19 protein-coding genes and 4 pseudogenes are annotated in these 19,220 nt (G+C 38.1%); 10 read left to right on the plus strand and 13 right to left on the minus strand.

All coding sequences use genetic code 11. The annotated features are described in order from the left end of the window. The first annotated feature begins 135 nt into the window (after positions 1-135). The 4 genes and pseudogenes from C427_RS11995 (at position 136) to C427_RS12010 (ending at position 4,769) form a co-directional block, all read left to right on the plus strand. Complete coding sequence (locus tag C427_RS11995) at positions 136-1,479, plus strand: TolC family protein (protein ID WP_015430884.1); 1,344 nt, start codon at positions 136-138, stop codon at positions 1,477-1,479. A gap of 9 nt (positions 1,480-1,488) precedes the next feature. Continuing rightward, positions 1,489-2,464: pseudogene (locus C427_RS12000) on the plus strand (HlyD family secretion protein). A 23-nt stretch (positions 2,465-2,487) separates the two neighbouring features. Continuing rightward, positions 2,488-3,627 carry an ABC transporter permease gene (locus tag C427_RS12005; protein ID WP_226991069.1) on the plus strand — a complete coding sequence of 380 codons (1,140 nt, stop codon included), beginning with the start codon at positions 2,488-2,490 and terminating at the stop codon, positions 3,625-3,627. Then, entirely contained in the window at positions 3,624-4,769 is a 1,146-nt protein-coding gene (locus C427_RS12010) for an ABC transporter permease (RefSeq protein ID WP_007635592.1), read from the plus strand. Before C427_RS12005 ends, C427_RS12010 begins: the two co-directional genes overlap by 4 nt. A 184-nt stretch (positions 4,770-4,953) precedes the next feature. Here C427_RS12010 and C427_RS12015 read toward each other — a convergent pair whose 3' ends face one another. The 8 genes and pseudogenes from C427_RS12015 to C427_RS12055 form a co-directional block, all read right to left on the minus strand. Continuing rightward, positions 4,954-5,412, minus strand: a complete 459-nt coding sequence (locus C427_RS12015) for a CBS domain-containing protein (RefSeq protein WP_007635607.1) — start codon at positions 5,410-5,412, stop codon at positions 4,954-4,956. A gap of 569 nt (positions 5,413-5,981) precedes the next feature. Continuing rightward, positions 5,982-6,338, minus strand: a complete 357-nt coding sequence (locus tag C427_RS12020) for a rhodanese-like domain-containing protein (RefSeq protein WP_007635609.1) — start codon at positions 6,336-6,338, stop codon at positions 5,982-5,984. A 28-nt stretch (positions 6,339-6,366) separates the two neighbouring features. After that, positions 6,367-7,251 carry an efflux RND transporter periplasmic adaptor subunit gene (locus C427_RS12025; protein WP_148285910.1) on the minus strand — a complete coding sequence of 295 codons (885 nt, stop codon included), beginning with the start codon at positions 7,249-7,251 and terminating at the stop codon, positions 6,367-6,369. Next, positions 7,248-8,129, minus strand: a pseudogene (locus C427_RS27515) (efflux RND transporter permease subunit). Before C427_RS27515 ends, C427_RS12025 begins: the two are co-directional and overlap by 4 nt. Before the next feature lie 9 nt (positions 8,130-8,138). Next, positions 8,139-8,438, minus strand: coding sequence for an ArsR/SmtB family transcription factor (locus C427_RS12040; protein WP_007635620.1), 300 nt, complete (start codon positions 8,436-8,438; stop codon positions 8,139-8,141). Between the two features lie 346 nt (positions 8,439-8,784). Further along, a complete protein-coding gene (locus C427_RS12045) occupies positions 8,785-9,297 on the minus strand; it encodes a cytochrome b (RefSeq protein ID WP_007635622.1) in 513 nt (170 codons plus the stop codon). Between the two features lie 17 nt (positions 9,298-9,314). Continuing rightward, positions 9,315-9,740 carry a universal stress protein gene (locus tag C427_RS12050; RefSeq protein ID WP_007635624.1) on the minus strand — a complete coding sequence of 142 codons (426 nt, stop codon included), beginning with the start codon at positions 9,738-9,740 and terminating at the stop codon, positions 9,315-9,317. 268 nt (positions 9,741-10,008) lie between these two features. Next, positions 10,009-10,755, minus strand: a complete 747-nt coding sequence (locus C427_RS12055; RefSeq protein ID WP_007635625.1) for a helix-turn-helix domain-containing protein — start codon at positions 10,753-10,755, stop codon at positions 10,009-10,011. Between the two features lie 150 nt (positions 10,756-10,905). Between C427_RS12055 and C427_RS28535 the strand changes: the two are divergent. The 4 genes and pseudogenes from C427_RS28535 (at position 10,906) to C427_RS12070 (ending at position 13,258) form a co-directional block, all read left to right on the plus strand. Continuing rightward, a pseudogene (locus C427_RS28535) lies at positions 10,906-11,402 on the plus strand (PAS domain S-box protein). Positions 11,403-11,407: 5 nt separating this feature from the next. Further along, positions 11,408-12,103: a sensor histidine kinase gene (locus tag C427_RS28540; RefSeq protein ID WP_015430894.1), complete on the plus strand. Its 696-nt coding sequence runs from the start codon at positions 11,408-11,410 to the stop codon at positions 12,101-12,103. Between the two features lies 1 nt (position 12,104). After that, positions 12,105-12,755 carry a response regulator transcription factor gene (locus tag C427_RS12065; protein WP_007635627.1) on the plus strand — a complete coding sequence of 217 codons (651 nt, stop codon included), beginning with the start codon at positions 12,105-12,107 and terminating at the stop codon, positions 12,753-12,755. Between the two features lie 113 nt (positions 12,756-12,868). Next, positions 12,869-13,258: a response regulator transcription factor gene (locus C427_RS12070; RefSeq protein ID WP_007635628.1), complete on the plus strand. Its 390-nt coding sequence runs from the start codon at positions 12,869-12,871 to the stop codon at positions 13,256-13,258. Between the two features lie 27 nt (positions 13,259-13,285). Here C427_RS12070 and C427_RS12075 read toward each other — a convergent pair whose 3' ends face one another. Next, entirely contained in the window at positions 13,286-13,492 is a 207-nt protein-coding gene (locus tag C427_RS12075; protein ID WP_007635630.1) for a hypothetical protein, read from the minus strand. A gap of 345 nt (positions 13,493-13,837) precedes the next feature. Between C427_RS12075 and C427_RS12080 the strand changes: the two genes are divergently transcribed. Further along, a complete protein-coding gene (locus C427_RS12080; protein WP_007635632.1) occupies positions 13,838-15,130 on the plus strand; it encodes an NAD(P)/FAD-dependent oxidoreductase in 1,293 nt (430 codons plus the stop codon). Positions 15,131-15,314: 184 nt separating this feature from the next. Here the strand turns inward: C427_RS12080 and C427_RS28835 are convergent. Beyond that, positions 15,315-16,063: pseudogene (locus C427_RS28835) on the minus strand (DUF1624 domain-containing protein). Next, positions 16,035-16,286 carry a hypothetical protein gene (locus tag C427_RS12090; RefSeq protein ID WP_007635636.1) on the minus strand — a complete coding sequence of 84 codons (252 nt, stop codon included), beginning with the start codon at positions 16,284-16,286 and terminating at the stop codon, positions 16,035-16,037. Before C427_RS12090 ends, C427_RS28835 begins: the two are co-directional and overlap by 29 nt. Positions 16,287-16,413: 127 nt before the next feature. Here C427_RS12090 and fabA point away from each other — a divergent pair, with 127 nt between their 5' ends. After that, positions 16,414-16,932: a 3-hydroxyacyl-[acyl-carrier-protein] dehydratase FabA gene (fabA, locus tag C427_RS12095; RefSeq protein WP_007635638.1), complete on the plus strand. Its 519-nt coding sequence runs from the start codon at positions 16,414-16,416 to the stop codon at positions 16,930-16,932. A gap of 49 nt (positions 16,933-16,981) precedes the next feature. Here fabA and rmf read toward each other — a convergent pair whose 3' ends face one another. Next, positions 16,982-17,158: a ribosome modulation factor gene (rmf, locus tag C427_RS12100; protein ID WP_007635640.1), complete on the minus strand. Its 177-nt coding sequence runs from the start codon at positions 17,156-17,158 to the stop codon at positions 16,982-16,984. A 275-nt stretch (positions 17,159-17,433) separates the two neighbouring features. After that, complete coding sequence (locus tag C427_RS12105; protein WP_007635642.1) at positions 17,434-19,182, minus strand: DUF3466 family protein; 1,749 nt, start codon at positions 19,180-19,182, stop codon at positions 17,434-17,436. Between the last annotated feature and the right edge of the window lie 38 nt (positions 19,183-19,220).

Consider the following 19,220-nt stretch of genomic DNA (forward strand, 5'->3'; position numbering starts at 1 on the left):
ATTTATAGCTATATTCGTGTAAATTATAATGTAAATGTAGTAGTGAAATATTATCATTAAACATATCAATATTTAGGGAATTGCTCTGTACATGAAACTGAAAATTTCACGGTTGTTTTTGGGGCGTTTTTTTCGATGATTTTATTGAATATTCCCCCTCTTAATGCAGCTCAAGATGCCACTCAAGCACCGACAAAGTTGCTTTCATTTTCAGATGCCTGGACATTACTGCAAAAAAGTAATAATTCTTTAGCAGCCCAGCACGCAAATGTTGAGCGCTATAAGTATTTACAAGAAGGTAAAAAGGACCTTAACTTACCCGCCGTTACATTAGGTGCTAATTACACCCGTTTGAATGACGATATCACATTGTTAGGAAGCCAAATTTCAGAGAGCCTTGCAGGCCTCGAATCAACATTTGAAAGTAAAGATGTCTATACCTCCTCTGTTCGTGTGGTTTGGCCCATTTATACTGGGGGGAAAATTTCTGCAGCTCAAAATGCTGCAAAAGGTCAATTTAATCAAGCTGAAGCCGAACTTGTCATGGAAACTCAGCATAGATTTGAAGAGCTTAGCCAATATTATTTTTCGGTTTTATTGGCTCAAGATGTCCTGAAAACACGACAAAAAGTAGAGACTGGTCTTAAACAGCATCTTGATTTTGCCATAAAGCTTGAAGAGCAAGGGCAAGTGGCTCACATTGAACGATTGCAAGCAGAGGCTTCCCTAGATAAAGCACAGGTTGATTACAAGAAAGCACAAAAAGATTTGGATATTGCTTCATCTGCGCTAACTCAAATATTAAATCAAAACGTAGTTGTTTTGCCAAAAGACACACTCTTTATAAATAGTACTCTTCCCAAAATGAGCAGCTTTATTGAAAAAACACTTAACACCTATCCTGGTCTAGATATTCTTGACTCCAGAAAGAAACAAGCGAGGAGTTTAATCTCGGCTGAGAAAAGTAAGTATTATCCTGATGTGTTTTTATTTGGTGATTATAATCTTTACGAAGAAGAGACATTAACAAGTGAGCTAAAACCTGATTGGTTTGTTGGTATAGGCTTAAGCGTGCCACTATTTGATAATTCAGGTCGTTCTAATAATGTTAAGGCTGCACACAGTGCTGTTTATCAAGTTCAATATTTAAAGGCACAAGCTCTACAAGATTTAACTGTTCTAGTTCAAAAAACCTACCTTGAAGCGCAGCAAGCAATTGAAGAAGTGATCGGACTTGATTCTAGTTTAGCATTAGCGAGAGAAAATCTTCGTTTACGCAAAAAAGGATTCACACAAGGATTGTCTAATTCTCTTGATGTAGTGGATGCTGAACTGAATCAATCGAGTATTAAAACACAACAATCTGTTGCTCGATTTCAATATTTAACCTCATTAACTAAACTACTTGCGTTAAGTGGTGAGATGAACACTTTTGAGTATTATCAGACTGCAGCGTTACCCACAGACATTCAGGAATAAATACACACTATGAAAAAGTTAAAACTTAGCATTATTCTAATATTGGTAGCGTTGTTAATCAGTTGGTTATGTTTTCGATTTTATCGAGCGTATCAACCTCAACCCATTCGTCTTCAAGGCCAGATTCAAGCTCAGCAATATAGTATTTCTTCCAAAGTACCTGGCCGCATAGAGCAAGTGCTGGTGCGAAAAGGTGATCAAGTTAAAAAATCACAACTGATATTTACATTATATAGTCCCGAGATTACAGCGAAGCTAGATCAAGCCATTGCGGGGCAAAAAGCAGCAGGTGCCATGGCAAAAGAAGCAGAAAAAGGTGCTAGAACCCAAGAAATTCAAGCATCAAAAGATCAATGGTTAAAAGCTAAATCTGCCACCGAATTAATGGAAAAAACCTATCAACGTATTAATAATTTATATAAAGATGGGGTCATTGCGGAACAAAAAAGTGACGAAGCGAATACCTCAGCGCCTTGCAGCAAAATATACCGAGAATGCTGCATTTCAAATGTATCAGTTAACTCAAGAAGGCGCTCGTGAAGAAACCAAATTTGCTGCCCAGCAGAAAGAAATAATGGCGGCCGGTGTGGTAGCAGAAGTACAAGCTTCCGCAGCCGACACTAAAATAACTAGTTGGTTTGATGGTGAAGTTTCACAGGTATTACTAAACAGCGGAGAACTCGCGCCTCAAGGATTTCCAGTGGTCACTGTGATTGATACAAAAGATGCTTGGGCCGTATTAAATGTTCGAGAAGATTTACTCAAGAGCTTCCAAAAAGGCATGCGTTTTATTGCTTATCTGCCTGCTTTAGATAAAAAAATACCTTTTGAAGTATCACATATTGCCGTAATGGGCGATTTCGCCACTTGGCGTTCAACAGACGCAGCACAAGGGTTTGATTTACGTACATTTGAAGTGGAAGCAAGGCCTGTCGAGTTAACTGATGATTTACGTATGGGTATGAGTCTGGTAGTAGAACTCTAAAGTAATTTAAGCGGGCAATGGCGATGAGTTTTCGAGAACAATGGCAAATTTTTTACCAAGATAAGTGGCTGTTATCTTGTCTTACTTGGGTGCCTATTTTATTAGCCCTTTCAATTTGGGCGATATTTTTTCATGGCAGCGCCCGCAATTTGCCAATCGGTGTTGTTGATTTATCCCATAGTCAATTATCTAGAACAATAACTCGTCAATTAGATGCCAGTGCCACTCTTGCGGTTATTGGCAACTACTCAGATGTCAGCCAAGCGAAAAACGCCTTGGTCACCGATGAAATATACGGATATGTTGTTATACCTTCGCAGTTTGAACGAGATATTTATAGAGCTGATGCGCCACAAATATCGGTGTTTTATAATAGCCAATATATTCTAGTCGGCAAGCTCGTTAATTCAGCCATTGTTAGCGCTGTAAGCACTGCTAATGCTCAAATAGATGTATTAAAATCCCTTGCTGATGGCGACACCACAACCCAAAGTGCTATGGGTAAAGCTGTCACTATTAGAACTCAAATTACACCATTATTTAATAAAAACACCAATTATACGCAATTCCTGGTTTCCGCTATTATACCCGCGCTATGGCAAATTTTTATTGTTGCTGGCACCGTTTTAATTATCACTGCTAATGTTTCAAACAAAGGCGCTCAGCGCTGGGTAAAGGAAACATCAATAGTGCATATGATTAAAACGTTGGGTTACTATGTACCGGTCTTTCTATTGCAAGGTGCACTTTTTTTAGTGTGGTTTTACCAAGGATTTGAGTGGCCCATGCATGGCAGTTTTGTGGTCTTACTTTTTGCTCAGCTTGTGACATGTGTAGCTTGTATGATCATGGGGGTATTTTTCTATTTTCTAACCTTTGATGCTGCCAGAGCAATCAGCTTAGCTGGCGCATTTACCGCACCCAGTTTTGCCTTTATGGGTATAACATTTCCGGTGACCGATATGAATAATGTCTCTCTGATATGGAGAAATTTATTACCTATTAGCCATTATATTGAAGTACAAGTCAGCCAGGTTAGTTATGGTGCTTCATGGATTGTGGCATTAACGCAATTACTGCCTATGTTTGGTTATTTATTACCTTTATTATTGACTGTTGTCTTGATAAAAAGACAGCGTCAAATCAATGAGCTTGCAAAATGAATATGCTTTCATTAGCCATGCTTGAATTGAAAGCAATAATGACTAATTCTGCGGTGGCGTTAACTGTGTTTGGTGGCGTAATTTTCTATTCATTTTTATATCCATTGCCATATGCTAATCAGACCCCAAAACAACAAAAGATTAGCATTGTTAATTTGGATAAAAGCCAAGCAAGTTATCAATTAGAAAGAATGGTTGATGCAACACCACAAGTTAAAGTTCAGCGAAGGGATCATTCAATTGATGCTGCAAAGGATGCCCTATTAACTCATAACAATAACGGTATTAGCGGCATTCTTGTTATTCCTGAGGATTTTTACAAAGATTTTTTACTTGGAAAAAGCCCGGTGTTGGCTTATGTTGGCGACGCCTCTTTTTTTTTAGTGTACGGCACAATAATAGAGGGATTAGCTAATGCTGGAGGCACACTGGCGGCAGAAATCAAGGTATCTCATTTACTAACAGAAGATGTGCCTCTGACTTACGCAGTTAACAATATATCTTCCGTAAAATTAAACATGAAGCCAACGTTTAACGCCGGTATGGGTTACATTCAATATGTTGTACCGGCAGTATTTGTGCTCATCCTGCAACAAACCTTAGCCATGGCTGCAGGGTTAATGGGTGGGTCACAAAAGTCAGGTCAAGGCTATTGGCGTCGATATAGTCCACTTAAAGTTTTTGCTATACGCACCTTTATTTTAGGCAGTATTTATGTCCTTTTAAGCTTGTATTATTTTGGTGTCAGCTTTGAAATGTATGGTGTAAATCGGTTGGCAGATATATCCACTATATTTGCTATTTTAATCCCCTTTTTACTCTCTAGTTGTTTTATTGGCATATGGTTAGGAGCGATTCTACCGAGACGAGAATTAGTTACATTTTTTGTACTAATAAGCTCAATGCCCCTTATATTTTCTGCGGGTGTTATTTGGCCACTTGAAATTATCCCAAGCCCTATTATCTGGATAACATCACTGTTTCCAAGCACAGCTGCTATTCAAGCTTTTGTACATGCTAATCAAATGGGCGCGTCACTCCAGCAAATAATAGACAAAGTGTTATTGTTATGGGGTTTAACGTTTCTATGGGGAGGTTTAGCGTTTCTATCGTTTAAACGTTCAATAAGTCGAACTAATTAAATAACATTTTAAGTATCAAAATTCAAACTGTTAACAACTACCTTCACCTCAAGTTTTATTTACTATCCTTTAAAAGTAACAATACAGAGCATTCAATTTGTGAAACTAGATCAGGTATATATTTTAAACTATTTGAAATTCGCGGTTCAAAAGACTCACCAACCTGGGCGTCAATCTTTAAAGACTACAACATTATCTTCGATTCGGTATTCTCATTAATCAGTTCGTTACAGAGTAATTTTACCTGTTCACTAAACTCCTCTGACAGTATTGCCAATGAATCTTCAATGCAAAAAACACCCACTAGTACACCGTTTACGTTGACAACCGGAGCACGTCTAACGCCATAATAACGTAGGTATTTCAGTGCCTCTTCAACATCATGGGTTTCGGTGACGCAGATTAACTCACTGGTCAAAATGTCTTCAGCTTTTAATACCGCTGGATCTATTTTCGCAGCAAGCACTTCAAGTACCAAATCACGATCGGTAATTAAGCCCTGAGGCCTCATTTCACCATTATTATTATCCACTACCACAACTGAGCCAACATGTTGTTCTCGCATAATTCTAGCAACGTCTAACACCGAGTCTTGATGTAAAACATATATAAAATTTCTTGAACATATTTCTCCAACATTCATGTTGTTGTTCCAGCAATAAAACATGAAATAATAGTAGGCTATTTTAATGGGCTACTATTGATTTGGGTCAAATAAAAGAATGGGTTTGAGGGTGCTAAAATTACAAGATGTGTTCTACCCCCATCGATATTTTATTATGCAGTGAGCGTTTCGCCTTTAGTGTTTATTTGTAGATTAAAGATTGAAGGAAATTAATGTGTGTGGGTATTAGTCTTATCATATATTGATACAGATCGACTATTCAGCATTTTAAGGATGAAATATATACTTATAAAACATCTATGATTAGCCAACTCATACTTGTTGCGGATCACATCCAAATGCCCCCCAAAAGTTTCTGCTATTTATTCCAAAACCGAGCTACTCAAAAAGTCGTAAAGAAGCATTACCATGGCAAAAACCTAACCTTATCTGTGATGATCCAGCCACAGAGAATAAGTTAGAAGCAATAATAGTCAATAGCGCTTATGTGTCGGCCATTCGTAAATTACATTTTGTGCTCAGAGCCCGGCATTGGTGGCTTTTCCAGGTGGATATGGACCCTTGATCATAGCTATGGATATGAAAATCTACTGTGAGTACTGGGCCATGTTAAGTACTTCTTCCATTCGACAAGTGATGACATTCACATTTGTATAACCCATTCTGGCCAATTGTTCCGCTGCTAACGTAGCACGTAGCGATGAAGCACAATGCAAATAGATTGGACGTTCTGGGTCTTTTTCAATTTCTAATATTTTCATTTCAAGCACCCCTCGGGGAATATTGATAGCGCCAACAGCAGGGGAAGCAAAGTGTTCAGCTGACTCTCTAACATCTATCAGTAAACCGTGGTTTTGACTGATTTCTTGGGCTGCTTTTTTTGCGGTTAAAAGTTGTACGTTTTGTTTCGCTTGCTGAAGCAACTGCGGAAGTGTTTTTAGCATAATAAATTCCTGAAAGTTTATATATTCTTTAATTAGCGCTCAAAGCCAGTATGTCACCTGAATTGAGACCCGAAACAATTTCTACCTGATTAAGTTGATATTTTCCTAACTGCACAAAGCGTCGGCTTAAATTGCCATCTTTTAATAACCACACCATATCAAGTTGGCCAAAACTTTTCACATAATCCACTGGGACCGACAATACCTCTTTAGTGCCATCTTTTATTAACATTCTGGCAAACATGCCAGGCCTTAGATTAGAATCAAATTCTATTCCTGCTTTCACCAAAAATGAGCGTGCATTAGGATCGGCGGCAGGCACAATCTCAACAATAATGGCATTAATCTCTTTACCTAAAGAGTCTACCTTAACTGTTATTTTTCGACCTATATCGAGCTGGGTTGCCAATGATTCACGAACATCAGCTTCAATTTGTAGGGTTAATGGGTCGTACAAAGACAAAAGCAATTGGCCTGGTGATGCCATATTTCCTGGTTCAGCAGATCTCTCAACCACTACGCCTGAAAAAGGTAAGTTTATTTTACTATATTCAAGGGCAGTTTGTGCCGCTTGTTTGCGTTGATTTGCTGCCACCAGTTCTGATCCATAACGCCTAAAATTTGTCACCGCCACATCAAGTTCACTTTGTGAGACTAAGCCTTTTTCTTTTAGTGTTTGAGCGCGTTCAAAATTGACCTTTGTTACAGTTAACATGGCTTGTGAAGCATCTACCATAGCGATTGATTGAGCTAGCTGTGCTTTTAGCCCCTCGCTTTCAAGCGTAACCAGTAACTGACCTTTTTGTACGTTGTTCCCTGCCCTTACATGAATGTTTTTAATTCGAGCCAAGATTTGGCTGGATAACAAGGTCGCTTCTCTCGCTTTAATACCAGCCTGAATCGATTCTACTATTGGCTTAGTGAAGTATTCGTTTCATTTGCAAATTCTAACCACTGGTAACTTTTAGGCTCGGAAGGCCCATCACGAATTTCGGCAATGTCTTTTAGCAATACCATTTTTCCATTGATGACGTTAACCACAATGTTATTTAACGAATGCAAATCACGGATGACATCTCCAGACTCAATCACCAGAGTATTTTGTCCCAGCGATAATTCGTCATGCCTAGTGAGCTGATTCGATTGCGCCAGAGCATCCACCACATTCATGACACTGGTTTGACGGGCAGCAAGTGCCTGTAAATCAAGCAATACTTGTATCGATCTTGAGCGGCCACCTACTATGTTGACCTCACTGGTATTGGGCAGACTTTGAATAACAGTCGACACTTCTTGTGCCATTCTGCGAAGTTCATAATCAGAATAGAGATCAGGTGAGGTGCTATAAAGCCCAACCATCAGTATTGCAACATCATCAACTTCAATGGGTTTAACAATCTAATTAGCTACCACGTTGGGGATTCTGTCTTGATTAGAATGCAATTTGTTATAGGTGTTGATTAACGCCCGTTCTCTGTCTTCGCCAACATTAAACCGTAGGGTGACTTTTAACGTTCCATCGTGTTATGCAGAGTAAATGTGTTCAATGCAGGGGACTTGTTTGAGCAGTTTTTCTAGTAGAACGGTAACTTGTCGTTCAACCTGACGAGCAGATAGATTAGGCACATCCACCCATACATCAATCATTGGCACCACTATCTGTGGCCCTTCCTCACGTGGCGTATAAGTGAGCGCAATAGCCCCTAAAAATATATCAACAATAAATACAAATTGAGGAAATCCACCTTTCAATGAATAGGCAACGAGTTTATCTATTGGATGTTTTTTCATATCCTTCAACTATTCGGTAACACAGAATAATTCATACATTTTCTCAATTATTTGTTTCACTCTGACATCTGAAAACGTGTAAAAAATTGATTGCGCCTGACGTCGTGTTGATACCATTCCTGCTTTTCTCAGTGCGGCTGAATGCTGAGACAGTGCTGACTGCGTAAGAGGTACTGATAGATTTAACTCGTTTACCGAACATTCTTTATCAACTAGGCTGCATAAAATCATTAACCTGTTTTTATTCGCTATCATTTTTAAGAATGATTCCGCCTCAGAAGCATTGTCTTTAATTTGATCTAGATCCAAGTTTGTTGAATCCAATTTGATTTATATTAGGATTATCTAATATAAAATGCGATGTAAAATGAATATTAATCAAGGCTTGAGATTGGTCGCTGGGATCATGATTTTAGTTTCGCTGGCACTGACATATTTTGTGCATGCTAATTAGATATATTTTATGATGTTTATTTCGGCAAATCTAATTAAGTCAATATTTACAAACTGGTGTCCTATGATAACAATTATGAGAAAGTTGGGTGTGTTGGATTAGTCTCTTTTGAGAATAAAATATGGGGGCACATAGTAGCTGTAATCCAATGTTTATTGCTTTGACTAAGGATTAGACCTGATAAACATGCGCCGCAAAGTATTATCTTGTTGTATGTAATGATGAAAAAAACTCCGTAAACATATGCAAACCAATAAGATAATAACCAATAGTGCCCGCCGTCTTATGCACTTGTTCGATTGTTTCTGATAACACTTCATTTTCAGCAATTAATGGAGGTAAATTCAAACCAAAGAAAGGAATAGGCTTTCCTTCAGCACTTAAAATAAGCCAACCTGCGATTGGCTTACAGATCATCAATATGTATAAACCAAAATGAAAAGCTTTCGCTAACAACTTCTGCCATTTAGTTATAGGAGGATGGATCTTAGGTGTTTGTGTTACCCACCTTGCGATAAGTCTTACCCATACCAAAACGAACACACTAAGCCCTAGCATAAAATGCCAAGTTTTAAGGTTGTCTCTTGGCTCACTTCCTTTTGGGTAAATTTCTCTTAGTTCTATGCAGCTGTAAACCACAACGAGTAACAAGAACATGATCCAATGAAGAATAATGGATAACGTTGCATACCTTTGCTGTTTGGTTAAATACATTTCAGTTTGGCTTTAATTTAAATGATCCTGACAGCTAATACATCCTGCTTTGCAACATGTAGAACCGAATTGGCTGTTGAGCCCAACAATAGTTTAATACCGCTGCGACCATGCGTACCGATAACAATGAGATCTGCATTAATCTCATTTGCTAAGGTGTGAATTTCCTCAGCTGCATTGCCTGTAGGTAAATAAAGTTGTTTTATTGGAATGTTATTATTTTTGCCAATGTCATCTAAGCGATGTTTCGCTTGATTATGTATATCTGCAACATAATCACCGCCTACTGCACTAATATACGGTTGAAAATAAGTGGTAGGCAAAGTCACGAAAACAATATGAAGATGACTAGGATCTTTGACGACAGATAAGGCTTTTTTGAGCACTTGGTCATATTCAGAATAAACATCAATAGCCACTAATATGCGTTGGTAATTTTTCATGTATCGACTCCAAATAGGTGATGTGTGATTATTTAATATCTTTAATATCTATATGCAGATATAAGTAGGTTTAGGGCTATAAAGTCCATGAGTTATGCTTAATTGGTTACGCGTAACCGTTTGTGTGGTATATTTAATCCCAGTATTTAAGCAAAATGTAAGTGCCGAGTATTGATTAACATCAAATTTATTATTGATTGTCACAATCTAAATTTAATTAAATTTGGCAAAGCGGTGTTGCCACCTTTGAATCAGTTCGTTGCATGTTTTACTTTTTTAGGATGTGACCGACCGAAATAGGTTGAGAACAAATGTCTATGGCAACACTACAGTTTAATTCCTCAAAGTCCAAAATACACAAATATCGAAGCTTAACGGCAATAATATTTCTTTGTTGCAAACTGGCAAAAATACGGCTCACAGTTTCTATCGCCATTCCTAAATAATTAGCTATATCAGTGCGTGTCATGCTTAACATAAATTCACTGCCTGACAGGCCTCTTTCAGCAAAGCCAATAGATAAATCGAGCAAAAATCTAGTTATCTTTTGTTCGCTAGAACAGGTACTTAAACACATCATCATGGAACTGTCGCAGGCTAAGGTATGGCTCATCGATTGCAATAATCCATTACGAAACACAGTGTTTGTATTTATCAAATTATTTAGTCGCGATTCTTTTATCAAACACACACTGCTGGTTTCAAGAAAACACACGGTTTGGCTATGTTTATGTCCATCAAACCCATCGACTCCTAACATATCCTCAGGATAATAAAATCTTGTTATATGTTCCTCCCCTTCCCTAGAGGTAATAAACGATTTAGCAGAGCCTGAACGTAAAATATAGATCCCTTCAAAATGATCACCTGCTAAGAATAAGCTATCTCTTCGATGAAAAACTCGATGTGAATTACGCTGCTGTGTATTTTGTGAAGCGTTTGTATTACCTATACAAATGTCCATGAGTGATGCAGCATTGTAATAGTCATTTTGTGCTTGATATGAAGTCTTCATCTCGGTATCACCTCTAAAATTAAGAAATATCAACTGACATAAAGCTTAATTGTCTAGCTGCCACATTTACTCTTGGGTTAAATCATATACCGTAAATAACAACACAAAATATCCGGAATAACTCGTAAATTACTTATAAGGATGTTGTTAATGCTTGAATCTGATAAGTCAATTTCGAACCAAGTATTGTCAGATAAGTCCAGTAGTCAAGGGACGATTAAAGATGCGAACGAGAAGTTGATTGCATTACTTGACGCTGCAGTTGACGCTTTAGTCATTATTGATGGAAAAGGCAATGTCGAGCTTTTTAATAGTGCTGCTCGGAAGATGTTTGGGTACTCTCAACAAGACGTTTTTGGTAAAAATATAAAAATGTTAATGCCCCCTCATTTAGTGTTGAACATGACAAATATTTATCTTCCTATTTGGCCTCTGGTGAACCAAAAATAATTGGTAAAGGCAGAGAAGTCAGAGGCAAAAAATCTAATGGTGAAGAATTCCCTATATTTTTAAGTGTTGGAGAAGTAAAAGGTTCAAGCCACATACAGTTTGTCGGTATCATTCGAGATATCTCTGAACAAGAACGTGACAGAAATGAGGCAAGGCAAGGCAAAGTAGAGAGCGTTTATCTCATGCTTCTAGGTTAAGTTCTATGGGGGAGTTAGCAGCAGGCATTGCCCACGAAATGAATCAACCTCTTTCTGCCATATCGAATTATGCCCAAGCATCAAAACGACTTTTACAATCAGCCTCACAAGAAAACGAACTAAAGGTAGTCGCTGCGCTAGACAAGATTTGTAATCAAGCCATTCGCGCCAGCGAGGTAATCAATCGATTGAGAACATTTGTGAAAAAGCGGGTTACACAAAGGGAATTGGTTGATCTTAATGAGCTGATACGTGAGACGGTCAATTTGGCAAAGGTAGACACGCGTATCCTTAACCACGAGATAATACTAGAGTTATGTCACCATAATAAGCCGCAACTGATAGCTGACCCAGTGCAAATCCAGCAGGTGTTACTTAACCTAATCCGCAACGGCATAGATGCCATGGAGCATATAAAAGGAGCTCCACTGCATATCCACAGCCAATGGTTATCAGATGTGATGATTGAGGTGTCGGTTATTGATTACGGTCACGGAATAGATGTGGAAACAGGCAGTAGCATATTTAACCCTTTTTTCACCACCAAAGAAACAGGAATGGGAATGGGTTTAGCCGTGAGTCAAACGATCATTCATGCGCATGGAGGAAGAATATACTTTGGCCCAGGCAGGCCATCAGGTTGTATTTTCTCTTTTAGTTTACCAGCCATTTCTGACAGCCAAAAAGATATCGAGAAATAGTATGCAAAAAGATCAAATCAAGCATCTGTCTTCACCACCCATGGTGCATGTGGTCGACGATGATGAAGCAGTATTGGATTCAGTTGGTATGTTGCTTGACAGCATTGGATTGGTTAACACTTGTTACAAGGATGTCCAATTATTTTTAGATGCTTATAGTGAAGCCTCGTTTGATAAAAACAATGGCTGTATTTTATTAGATATTAGAATGCCGTTTATTAGTGGCATAGAATGTCAACATAGGCTTGAAAAAATGGGCTGTCGTATGCCAATTGTTTTTGTGACTGGTCATGGAGATGTGCCAACAGCAGTAGAAGCAATGAAAAATGGTGCGACTGAATTTATTCAAAAACCTTTTAGAGAACAAGTTCTAATAGATGCGATTCAAAAAGCACTACAAGTTAACCAGAGAGACCAAAAACGTCTCGATAAAGTTGAACAGACTCAGACTAAGTTAGCCTCACTCGCTCATCGAGAGACTCAAATTCTGAATGCCATAGTAACAGGCAAAGCCAACAAGGTGATTGCCGTTGAACTTAATCTTAGCCAAAGGACAATAGAAGTTCATCGTGCTCATGTAATGGAAAAAATGGAAGTTAAGTCTCTTGCAGAACTCGTTAAAATGGTGATTGATGCCTCCTCTACTGAATAATTAGCAGTTAATATACGTACAAATGCTTATTGCTGTATGCCACATTGACATCGATAAGCACGATTATGAATAGTTAGACCTCAAAATATGTCTAACGTATTATTTAGTTCTTAATGGTGCTCAATATTAAAACTCTTGAAAAACAGATTGTATACATAGTAGATGGTGATCATAATTTACAACGATCACTTACAAAACTGTTTAAACTCAATAACTTAGTAGCTGAGGTGTTTGACTCAGCTGAAGATTTTCTTAAAGCAAAATTAAGAAGCAGAGCAGCTTGCTTAATTATTGAAGTCAATTTACCTAATATGGACGGCATAACGTTGCTAGAACATATTAACAACTTAGGCGTTAGGTTACCCACCATTGTTTTATCATCAGGTAGTGATTTATCCGAGGCGGTTCGGGCAATGCAAGCTGAGACCATGGATTTCATAGAAAAACCTTTTATAGCAGACACTCTTATTAAAAAAGTACTGGATGTAATAAACCAAGCTTAAAATTTTATTTATTACACTTCATAACTATTACATAGCGCAGATATCAGTCGCAAGCGTGAGTCTTTTATCATGTAAAACTCCTCTGGAAACGTTGCTGTGATGTTTACTTGGCTGAGCGGTAATTTCGCGATGTGACCGTTTTTCTGTTACGCCTTCATAAATCTTGTATCGTTCTTCTTCGGCCAGTAGGGTGTTTTTTTGCATAGTGAGCTCACATTGAGTTTTAGCCGACATGTATGAGTCATGCGGTTGTGTTTGTATCAAATACGCGTGCTAATGCTATAAAGTACTGAAATCATATCTTTTATTTAATTGCCTATATTGATATAAATTAAGACTTGAACCTGTTGCTAAGCCCTAGGTTATTTTAGGAATATGCCGCACAGTATTGATTAGTACAATCACAAAGAGTCTAAACCCAGATATAAGTGACTAGACAGCTATAAAGGATTTGTGCATGATATTTATATTACGTTATTGATTTGAAGTTACTGTATTTTTAATACGGATATATCCTTAAAACCTAATACCTTTGCAAATTCAAACGGCCTATCTTTATATTACTTTTAGGGAACCAACATGCAGAAAATCGTTATTGTAGGTGGCGGCGCAGGTGGCCTGGAACTCGTTAGCCGCTTAAGTCAAACATTAGGCAAAAAAGGCTTGGCCGAAATCATATTAGTTGACCGACAGCCAACGCATGTATGGAAACCTCTTCTGCACGAGGTAGCGGCAGGTGTGATTGATAAAAACTCAGATGGTGTGGATTATCGTATTCACGCTGCTAGGCATAACTATCAATTTCAACTTGGCACCATGAGTGATATCGACCATAAGAATAAGCTCATAAAACTCGATCCGATACTCGATGAGCAAGACGAAGTTCTAATACCTAACAGAGAGATTAGCTATGATTTTCTGGTATTAGCTATCGGCAGCGTCAGTAATGACTTTGGCACACCAGGCGTCACTAAAAATGCATATTTCCTCGACTCGTTAGCTCAGGCTGAACGATTTCATAAAGCATTGCTAAATCAATTACTGAGAATTAATCAACAATCTGACTTATCCAGTACTTTAAAAGTGGCTATCGTGGGCGGTGGTGCAACCGGGACAGAACTAGCGGCAGAATTGCATCATGTCGCTAATTTAGCGCGTTCTTATGGCATGCCCAAAATGTCATCAAAGCGCCTAGTTATTACTATAATTGAAGCGGGTGAACGCATATTACCAGCTTTACCTGTAAAAATTGCAAACTCGGCAAAGAGCGCTTTAACAAAACTCGGTATTCACGTTTTGGAAGGCACTCGAATAATCAAAGCACAAAAAGAGGGATTTGTTACCAAAGAGGAAGTATTGATTGAAGCTGATTTATTAGTTTGGGCTGCAGGCGTTAAAGCCCCTGACTTCATACAAAATCTAAATTTCTTTGAAACTAATAGAGCGCAGCAAATATTAGTCAATGCAAATTTACAGAGTACCGTTAGCGACCAAATATTTGTCATTGGCGATTGTTGTGGATTTAAACAAGAAGACGGTACTTGGGTCCCTCCCCGCGCTCAATCTGCTCACCAAATGGCGGGTGTTGCAGCCATCAATTTGAAAAATATTATTAAGTCGAAACCGTTGGTACATTACCGTTATACAGACTACGGATCTTTGGTACATTTGAGTAAATACAGCACCGTTGGCAGTCTGATGGGTAGCTTAAGTAATAGCAGTATGTTTATCGAAGGTCGACTTGCAAGATTGGTTTATGTTTCGTTATACAACATGCACCAATTTTCGGTACATGGCTGGCGTAAAGGGTTGTTAGTGTTACTGAGCCGAAAATTAAGCAATATAGTGGGAGCAAAGTTGAAGCTTCATTAAACAGTCTTGGGCGAAGTAAACAGTCTTGAACTTAGTAAACAGTCTTGAACTTAGTAAACAGTCTTGAACTTAATAAACAGTCTTGAACTTAATAAACAGTCTTGAACAAGGTAAAGACCTTCAAAACAGTGGATAAATAGACCGGTCGTCCCTAATTTATCCACTTTAGTGTATTAGTTAATGATTATCGCCCTAACATCATATCCGCCAAACCAAATAAACCATACAAAATAGGCTGATGTATTAAATAAATAAGCAACGAATGTTGACCTAAAAAAACCAATTTATTTAAAACCCTATTCGATTTAACTTTAATCTGAAAAAGCGCTTTATGCATCACAAATACACCAATCAATACCACTCCAATCCAAGGAAAAAAGCTTACTAGGTCGACGGTTCGTGTAGGTATACCTAGATGTAAAACACTCCACTCCCAGATGGGAGTTAAGTTTACTATACCAATCGCGTAGCCCACTATGCATGCTATACCGATCACAAAGGCAACGTTTGGGGCGCGGACAAATATCACTGATATGGGTAATGCTAAGGTAATAAAATGGATTATGCCAAAGTACACCCATGTACTCGGATGCATAAAAAGACTACCAAGGGTGATAAACAGTGAAACAGCAAAAAGTTTAGCCACCGCCTTAGCCAGTTTTTTTTGTTGATAGATTTTCGATATGCCAAATAACTGCTCATGCCCACAGCCAATAAAAAGCTGCTCACGATAATTGTTCTGAATATTCTCCATTCAATATCTTTACTGGTGCTGAAATCCGCCCAGCCAAAAACCGTTAAGTCATAACTAAAATGGAAAATAACCATTAGCACAATGGCTAAGCCTCTAAGTAAATCAATCTCATAATTTCTGCTAAAACTATTACTTGAAAAATCTCTCATATTATTTATTATGATCCTTAAGCCATTCATTTAAAAGCTTAATTTGGCCACACTTATAGGCTGCATAGGTTATACGTAACGCATTGGATAACATTTCACTGTCGGTCCATTTAGTTTTATCAGACAATTCTTTGTAACAATCCATAGCCTGAGGCGTTACATATCCCCTGACTTGTTTTTTACCCTTGTCTTTTTGTTTGTCTCGAAAACGTTTTTGTTTCTCAGCGTTAGCACTGCGTTTTGGTATGGTCATATTGTAGTAATATTCATTTGTTGAGGATTAAATTAGTCAAAAGTTAAAATATATCACTGTTCAGAGTTGTTTAGCGTACAAGTGTTCGCTAAATTACCCACCTCAGATTATTTAGGCAGTATATAGAATGACAGAACAACAAAATAGTTTCACAAAAGAAGAACTTTTATCTTGTAGCACTGGCGAATTATTTGGGCCGGGAAATAGCCAACTTCCAGCACCTAATATGTTGATGATGGATCGCATTGTCGAAATTCATGAAACCGGTGGTAGCCACGACAAAGGATATATTGTAGCAGAGCTTGATATCACACCCGACCTTTGGTTCTTTGCATGCCATTTTCCAGGCGACCCTGTAATGCCTGGTTGCTTAGGCTTAGATGCAATGTGGCAATTAGTTGGGTTTTTCTTGGGTTGGTCAGGTGGCCCAGGCAAAGGTAGAGCTTTGGGTGTGGGTGAAGTTAAATTTAAAGGGCAAGTGTTACCTACTGCTAAAAAAGTAACCTATCGCATTGATTTAAAACGTGTCATCAAGCGTAAATTGTTTATGGGTTTAGGTGACGGCACGGTTGCAGTAGACGGTAGAGTAATTTACGAAGCGAAAGACTTAAAAGTAGGTTTATTTCAAGATACCAGTAACTTTTAATGTAAATTCACGCTCACAAAAAATTAAAGCCCCTGATGGGGCTTATTTTTTAACGACTGGCTAGTCCTATACTTCTATCTCCAATGGCCTCTCGCCATCCTCCTAACCATTCAGATCGCACATTAGTTGACTGAAATGGGCAATGCTCTTTTGAGCGGCCTGTAATGCCTGCTTGGTAACCTTTAGAATGTGCTCTTGAAAGTTTATCTCTCTTTTGTCGCTTCATTGGGTTTCCTCTATTGAATGATTAATGACTTGTGGTCAATAACTCATGATAACCACGTAATAGAGATAGTTGAATTTAGGCTTTGGTTCAATAATAAATGTGATTTTTTTAATTTGACATTATTTAACTGTTTGAATAATTGTGTTTTTTGTCTATAAATTATATTTGAATATAAAACGACTACTTTATGACTATTGGTAATAATAAAATTTTCACTACGCTGAAAACAAAAAAACCGCCATAAGGCGGTCTAATCTGATTAAATGCTAGGCAAACTAGAGCCGATTTTTAAAGCGTCTCCAACCTAATATTCCTAATCCAAATAAGAATATCCAAGAAACACTTGCTCCTTGTCTATCCCTGTTTACATCATCGGCCGGGGCATCACAATTTTCTACTTCACCACCTGTAATTGGTTCTAATTTAACGGCCACAACTAAATCAATAATTGTTTCACTACCTGTTGAATCAAGTCTCACTTCACCTCTTGAATCTTTTGCGGGCCCTTGATAAAGAGCCGTCGCGCCTATTTCGCCTTTATCATTGATGCTATTGGCTTGAACTATGGTGTAAGGAGAATCGCAACTGATGAGGTCTCGTGCAGCATAAAACTGTTTGGCAGCATGATCATATAAGAAACCTTCAGTACGACGTCCAGTTAGAGACGCATCGACTTCTCCATAACCTACAACTAAATCATTGTTATTAATATCTAAAGCAACACTGGAAGAGCCTAAGAAAAAGTCATTTGGAAAAGTTAACTCGGCTAAGTTCATATCGTAAATAAAGAACTTGGTTCTACTTGTTCCATTGACAGATTTTATCTGATAACCCACAACTAAATTATTGTTATTGATATCTTGCGCTGTACTAATAGTGGTTGTTATGTCTTCTGGATCTGGCGTAATATTAATCACTTCATCTCCATCGAATATCACAGCATAACTAAGGGTAATTGGGATACCATTTTGAGTTACTGTTTCACCGTTTAGAATGTATGGTTCGTTTGAAATACCTACAGCTAATCCGTTATCATTAATCGCAAAAGATTGACTGCGATAATATTTTTCATCACCTGCTTCTGGCTCAAACAACAATCCTAACACTTTAGTATTTAACAAGTTCCCTTGGCCATCTAGTTGCCAAATTAATCCTCTCAGTTGAGAGAACGTAGAGGGAGAATTAGTAAATGAGTCAACAATATTACTGATACAAGATTCAACTGGAATATCGCCTCTTAGGGGAAAATCCTGAGTGTCCGGATCTTCATCATCAACTAATTCATCATTTTTACAGTCGGTAATCGCTGTTTGTAAGGTGTCAGATAAAAATAAAGAAGAACCATAACCTGCCACTTGGTTACTCTCATTAATCCCAAAGGCGTCACTAAAACCACCTGCAGTTGTGTCTGGCGCTGGCAAACCAATAACCGTATCGGCAAAACTAACAAATCCACGTGTACCAAACTCATGCACAACAAGGTTTATGTCAACACCGCTAGCTAACGTGTAATCAATTTTATTGTAAAACCCATCACCACTGCCTACTATAAAACCTGAGTCATTCAGATCTCGAGCAATAGAAGTGGTACTTAACGAAAATTGATTATCTTGTTCAGAAAGCTGGTCAAAACCAGAAATATAATTTGAGTCATTTTCCGAGGCTAAAAAACTAACGGTATCAGCAATTTGTTGAGCACTTTGCGAACCGTCTGCGGACCTAATTAACCCAAGTAGCAGTTCATAGTCAGTAATATTGAAGTCACCGTTACTGGCTGATTCAACATCTGTTAAACCATTAATTAACGCGTCTGATTCAAAATCCAATAAATCTAGATCAATCGGAATATTGTAAGGGTTTCTCACATTTACCGTGATATTGCCATCTTCGTTGATTGCACTAGGGAAACTATTTCGTCCTTCACCTGCAACAGGTAATTCAACTACTCTGTACTTAGCGGCTTGGCTAACAGGTGTTACCAAAAGGGCTAAAGATAATGCGGCGTACAGCCTTGTTTTAGTCATGTATAAATAATCCTACTTACTGCTAATATGTTAATTTG

It is taken from the genome of Paraglaciecola psychrophila 170 (genome assembly GCF_000347635.1).
Taxonomy (GTDB): Bacteria; Pseudomonadota; Gammaproteobacteria; order Enterobacterales; family Alteromonadaceae; genus Paraglaciecola; species Paraglaciecola psychrophila.

Excerpts from the sequence above, each read along its gene's own strand:
- C427_RS12020 (WP_007635609.1), bottom strand. The coding sequence starts at position 6,338 with ATGCTAAAAACACTTCCGCAGTTGCTTCAGCAAGCGAAACAAAACGTA.
- C427_RS12080 (WP_007635632.1), top strand. The coding sequence starts at position 13,838 with ATGCAGAAAATCGTTATTGTAGGTGGCGGCGCAGGTGGCCTGGAACTC.
- C427_RS28540 (WP_015430894.1), top strand. The coding sequence starts at position 11,408 with ATGGGGGAGTTAGCAGCAGGCATTGCCCACGAAATGAATCAACCTCTT.
- C427_RS12065 (WP_007635627.1), top strand. The coding sequence starts at position 12,105 with ATGCAAAAAGATCAAATCAAGCATCTGTCTTCACCACCCATGGTGCAT.
- C427_RS11995 (WP_015430884.1), top strand. The coding sequence starts at position 136 with ATGATTTTATTGAATATTCCCCCTCTTAATGCAGCTCAAGATGCCACT.
- C427_RS12105 (WP_007635642.1), bottom strand. The coding sequence starts at position 19,182 with ATGACTAAAACAAGGCTGTACGCCGCATTATCTTTAGCCCTTTTGGTA.
- C427_RS12070 (WP_007635628.1), top strand. The coding sequence starts at position 12,869 with ATGGTGCTCAATATTAAAACTCTTGAAAAACAGATTGTATACATAGTA.
- C427_RS12010 (WP_007635592.1), top strand. The coding sequence starts at position 3,624 with ATGAATATGCTTTCATTAGCCATGCTTGAATTGAAAGCAATAATGACT.
- C427_RS12045 (WP_007635622.1), bottom strand. The coding sequence starts at position 9,297 with ATGTATTTAACCAAACAGCAAAGGTATGCAACGTTATCCATTATTCTT.
- C427_RS12015 (WP_007635607.1), bottom strand. The coding sequence starts at position 5,412 with ATGAATGTTGGAGAAATATGTTCAAGAAATTTTATATATGTTTTACAT.
- C427_RS12050 (WP_007635624.1), bottom strand. The coding sequence starts at position 9,740 with ATGAAAAATTACCAACGCATATTAGTGGCTATTGATGTTTATTCTGAA.
- C427_RS12075 (WP_007635630.1), bottom strand. The coding sequence starts at position 13,492 with ATGTCGGCTAAAACTCAATGTGAGCTCACTATGCAAAAAAACACCCTA.
- fabA (WP_007635638.1), top strand. The coding sequence starts at position 16,414 with ATGACAGAACAACAAAATAGTTTCACAAAAGAAGAACTTTTATCTTGT.
- C427_RS12055 (WP_007635625.1), bottom strand. The coding sequence starts at position 10,755 with ATGAAGACTTCATATCAAGCACAAAATGACTATTACAATGCTGCATCA.
- C427_RS12090 (WP_007635636.1), bottom strand. The coding sequence starts at position 16,286 with ATGACCATACCAAAACGCAGTGCTAACGCTGAGAAACAAAAACGTTTT.
- rmf (WP_007635640.1), bottom strand. The coding sequence starts at position 17,158 with ATGAAGCGACAAAAGAGAGATAAACTTTCAAGAGCACATTCTAAAGGT.
- C427_RS12005 (WP_226991069.1), top strand. The coding sequence starts at position 2,488 with ATGAGTTTTCGAGAACAATGGCAAATTTTTTACCAAGATAAGTGGCTG.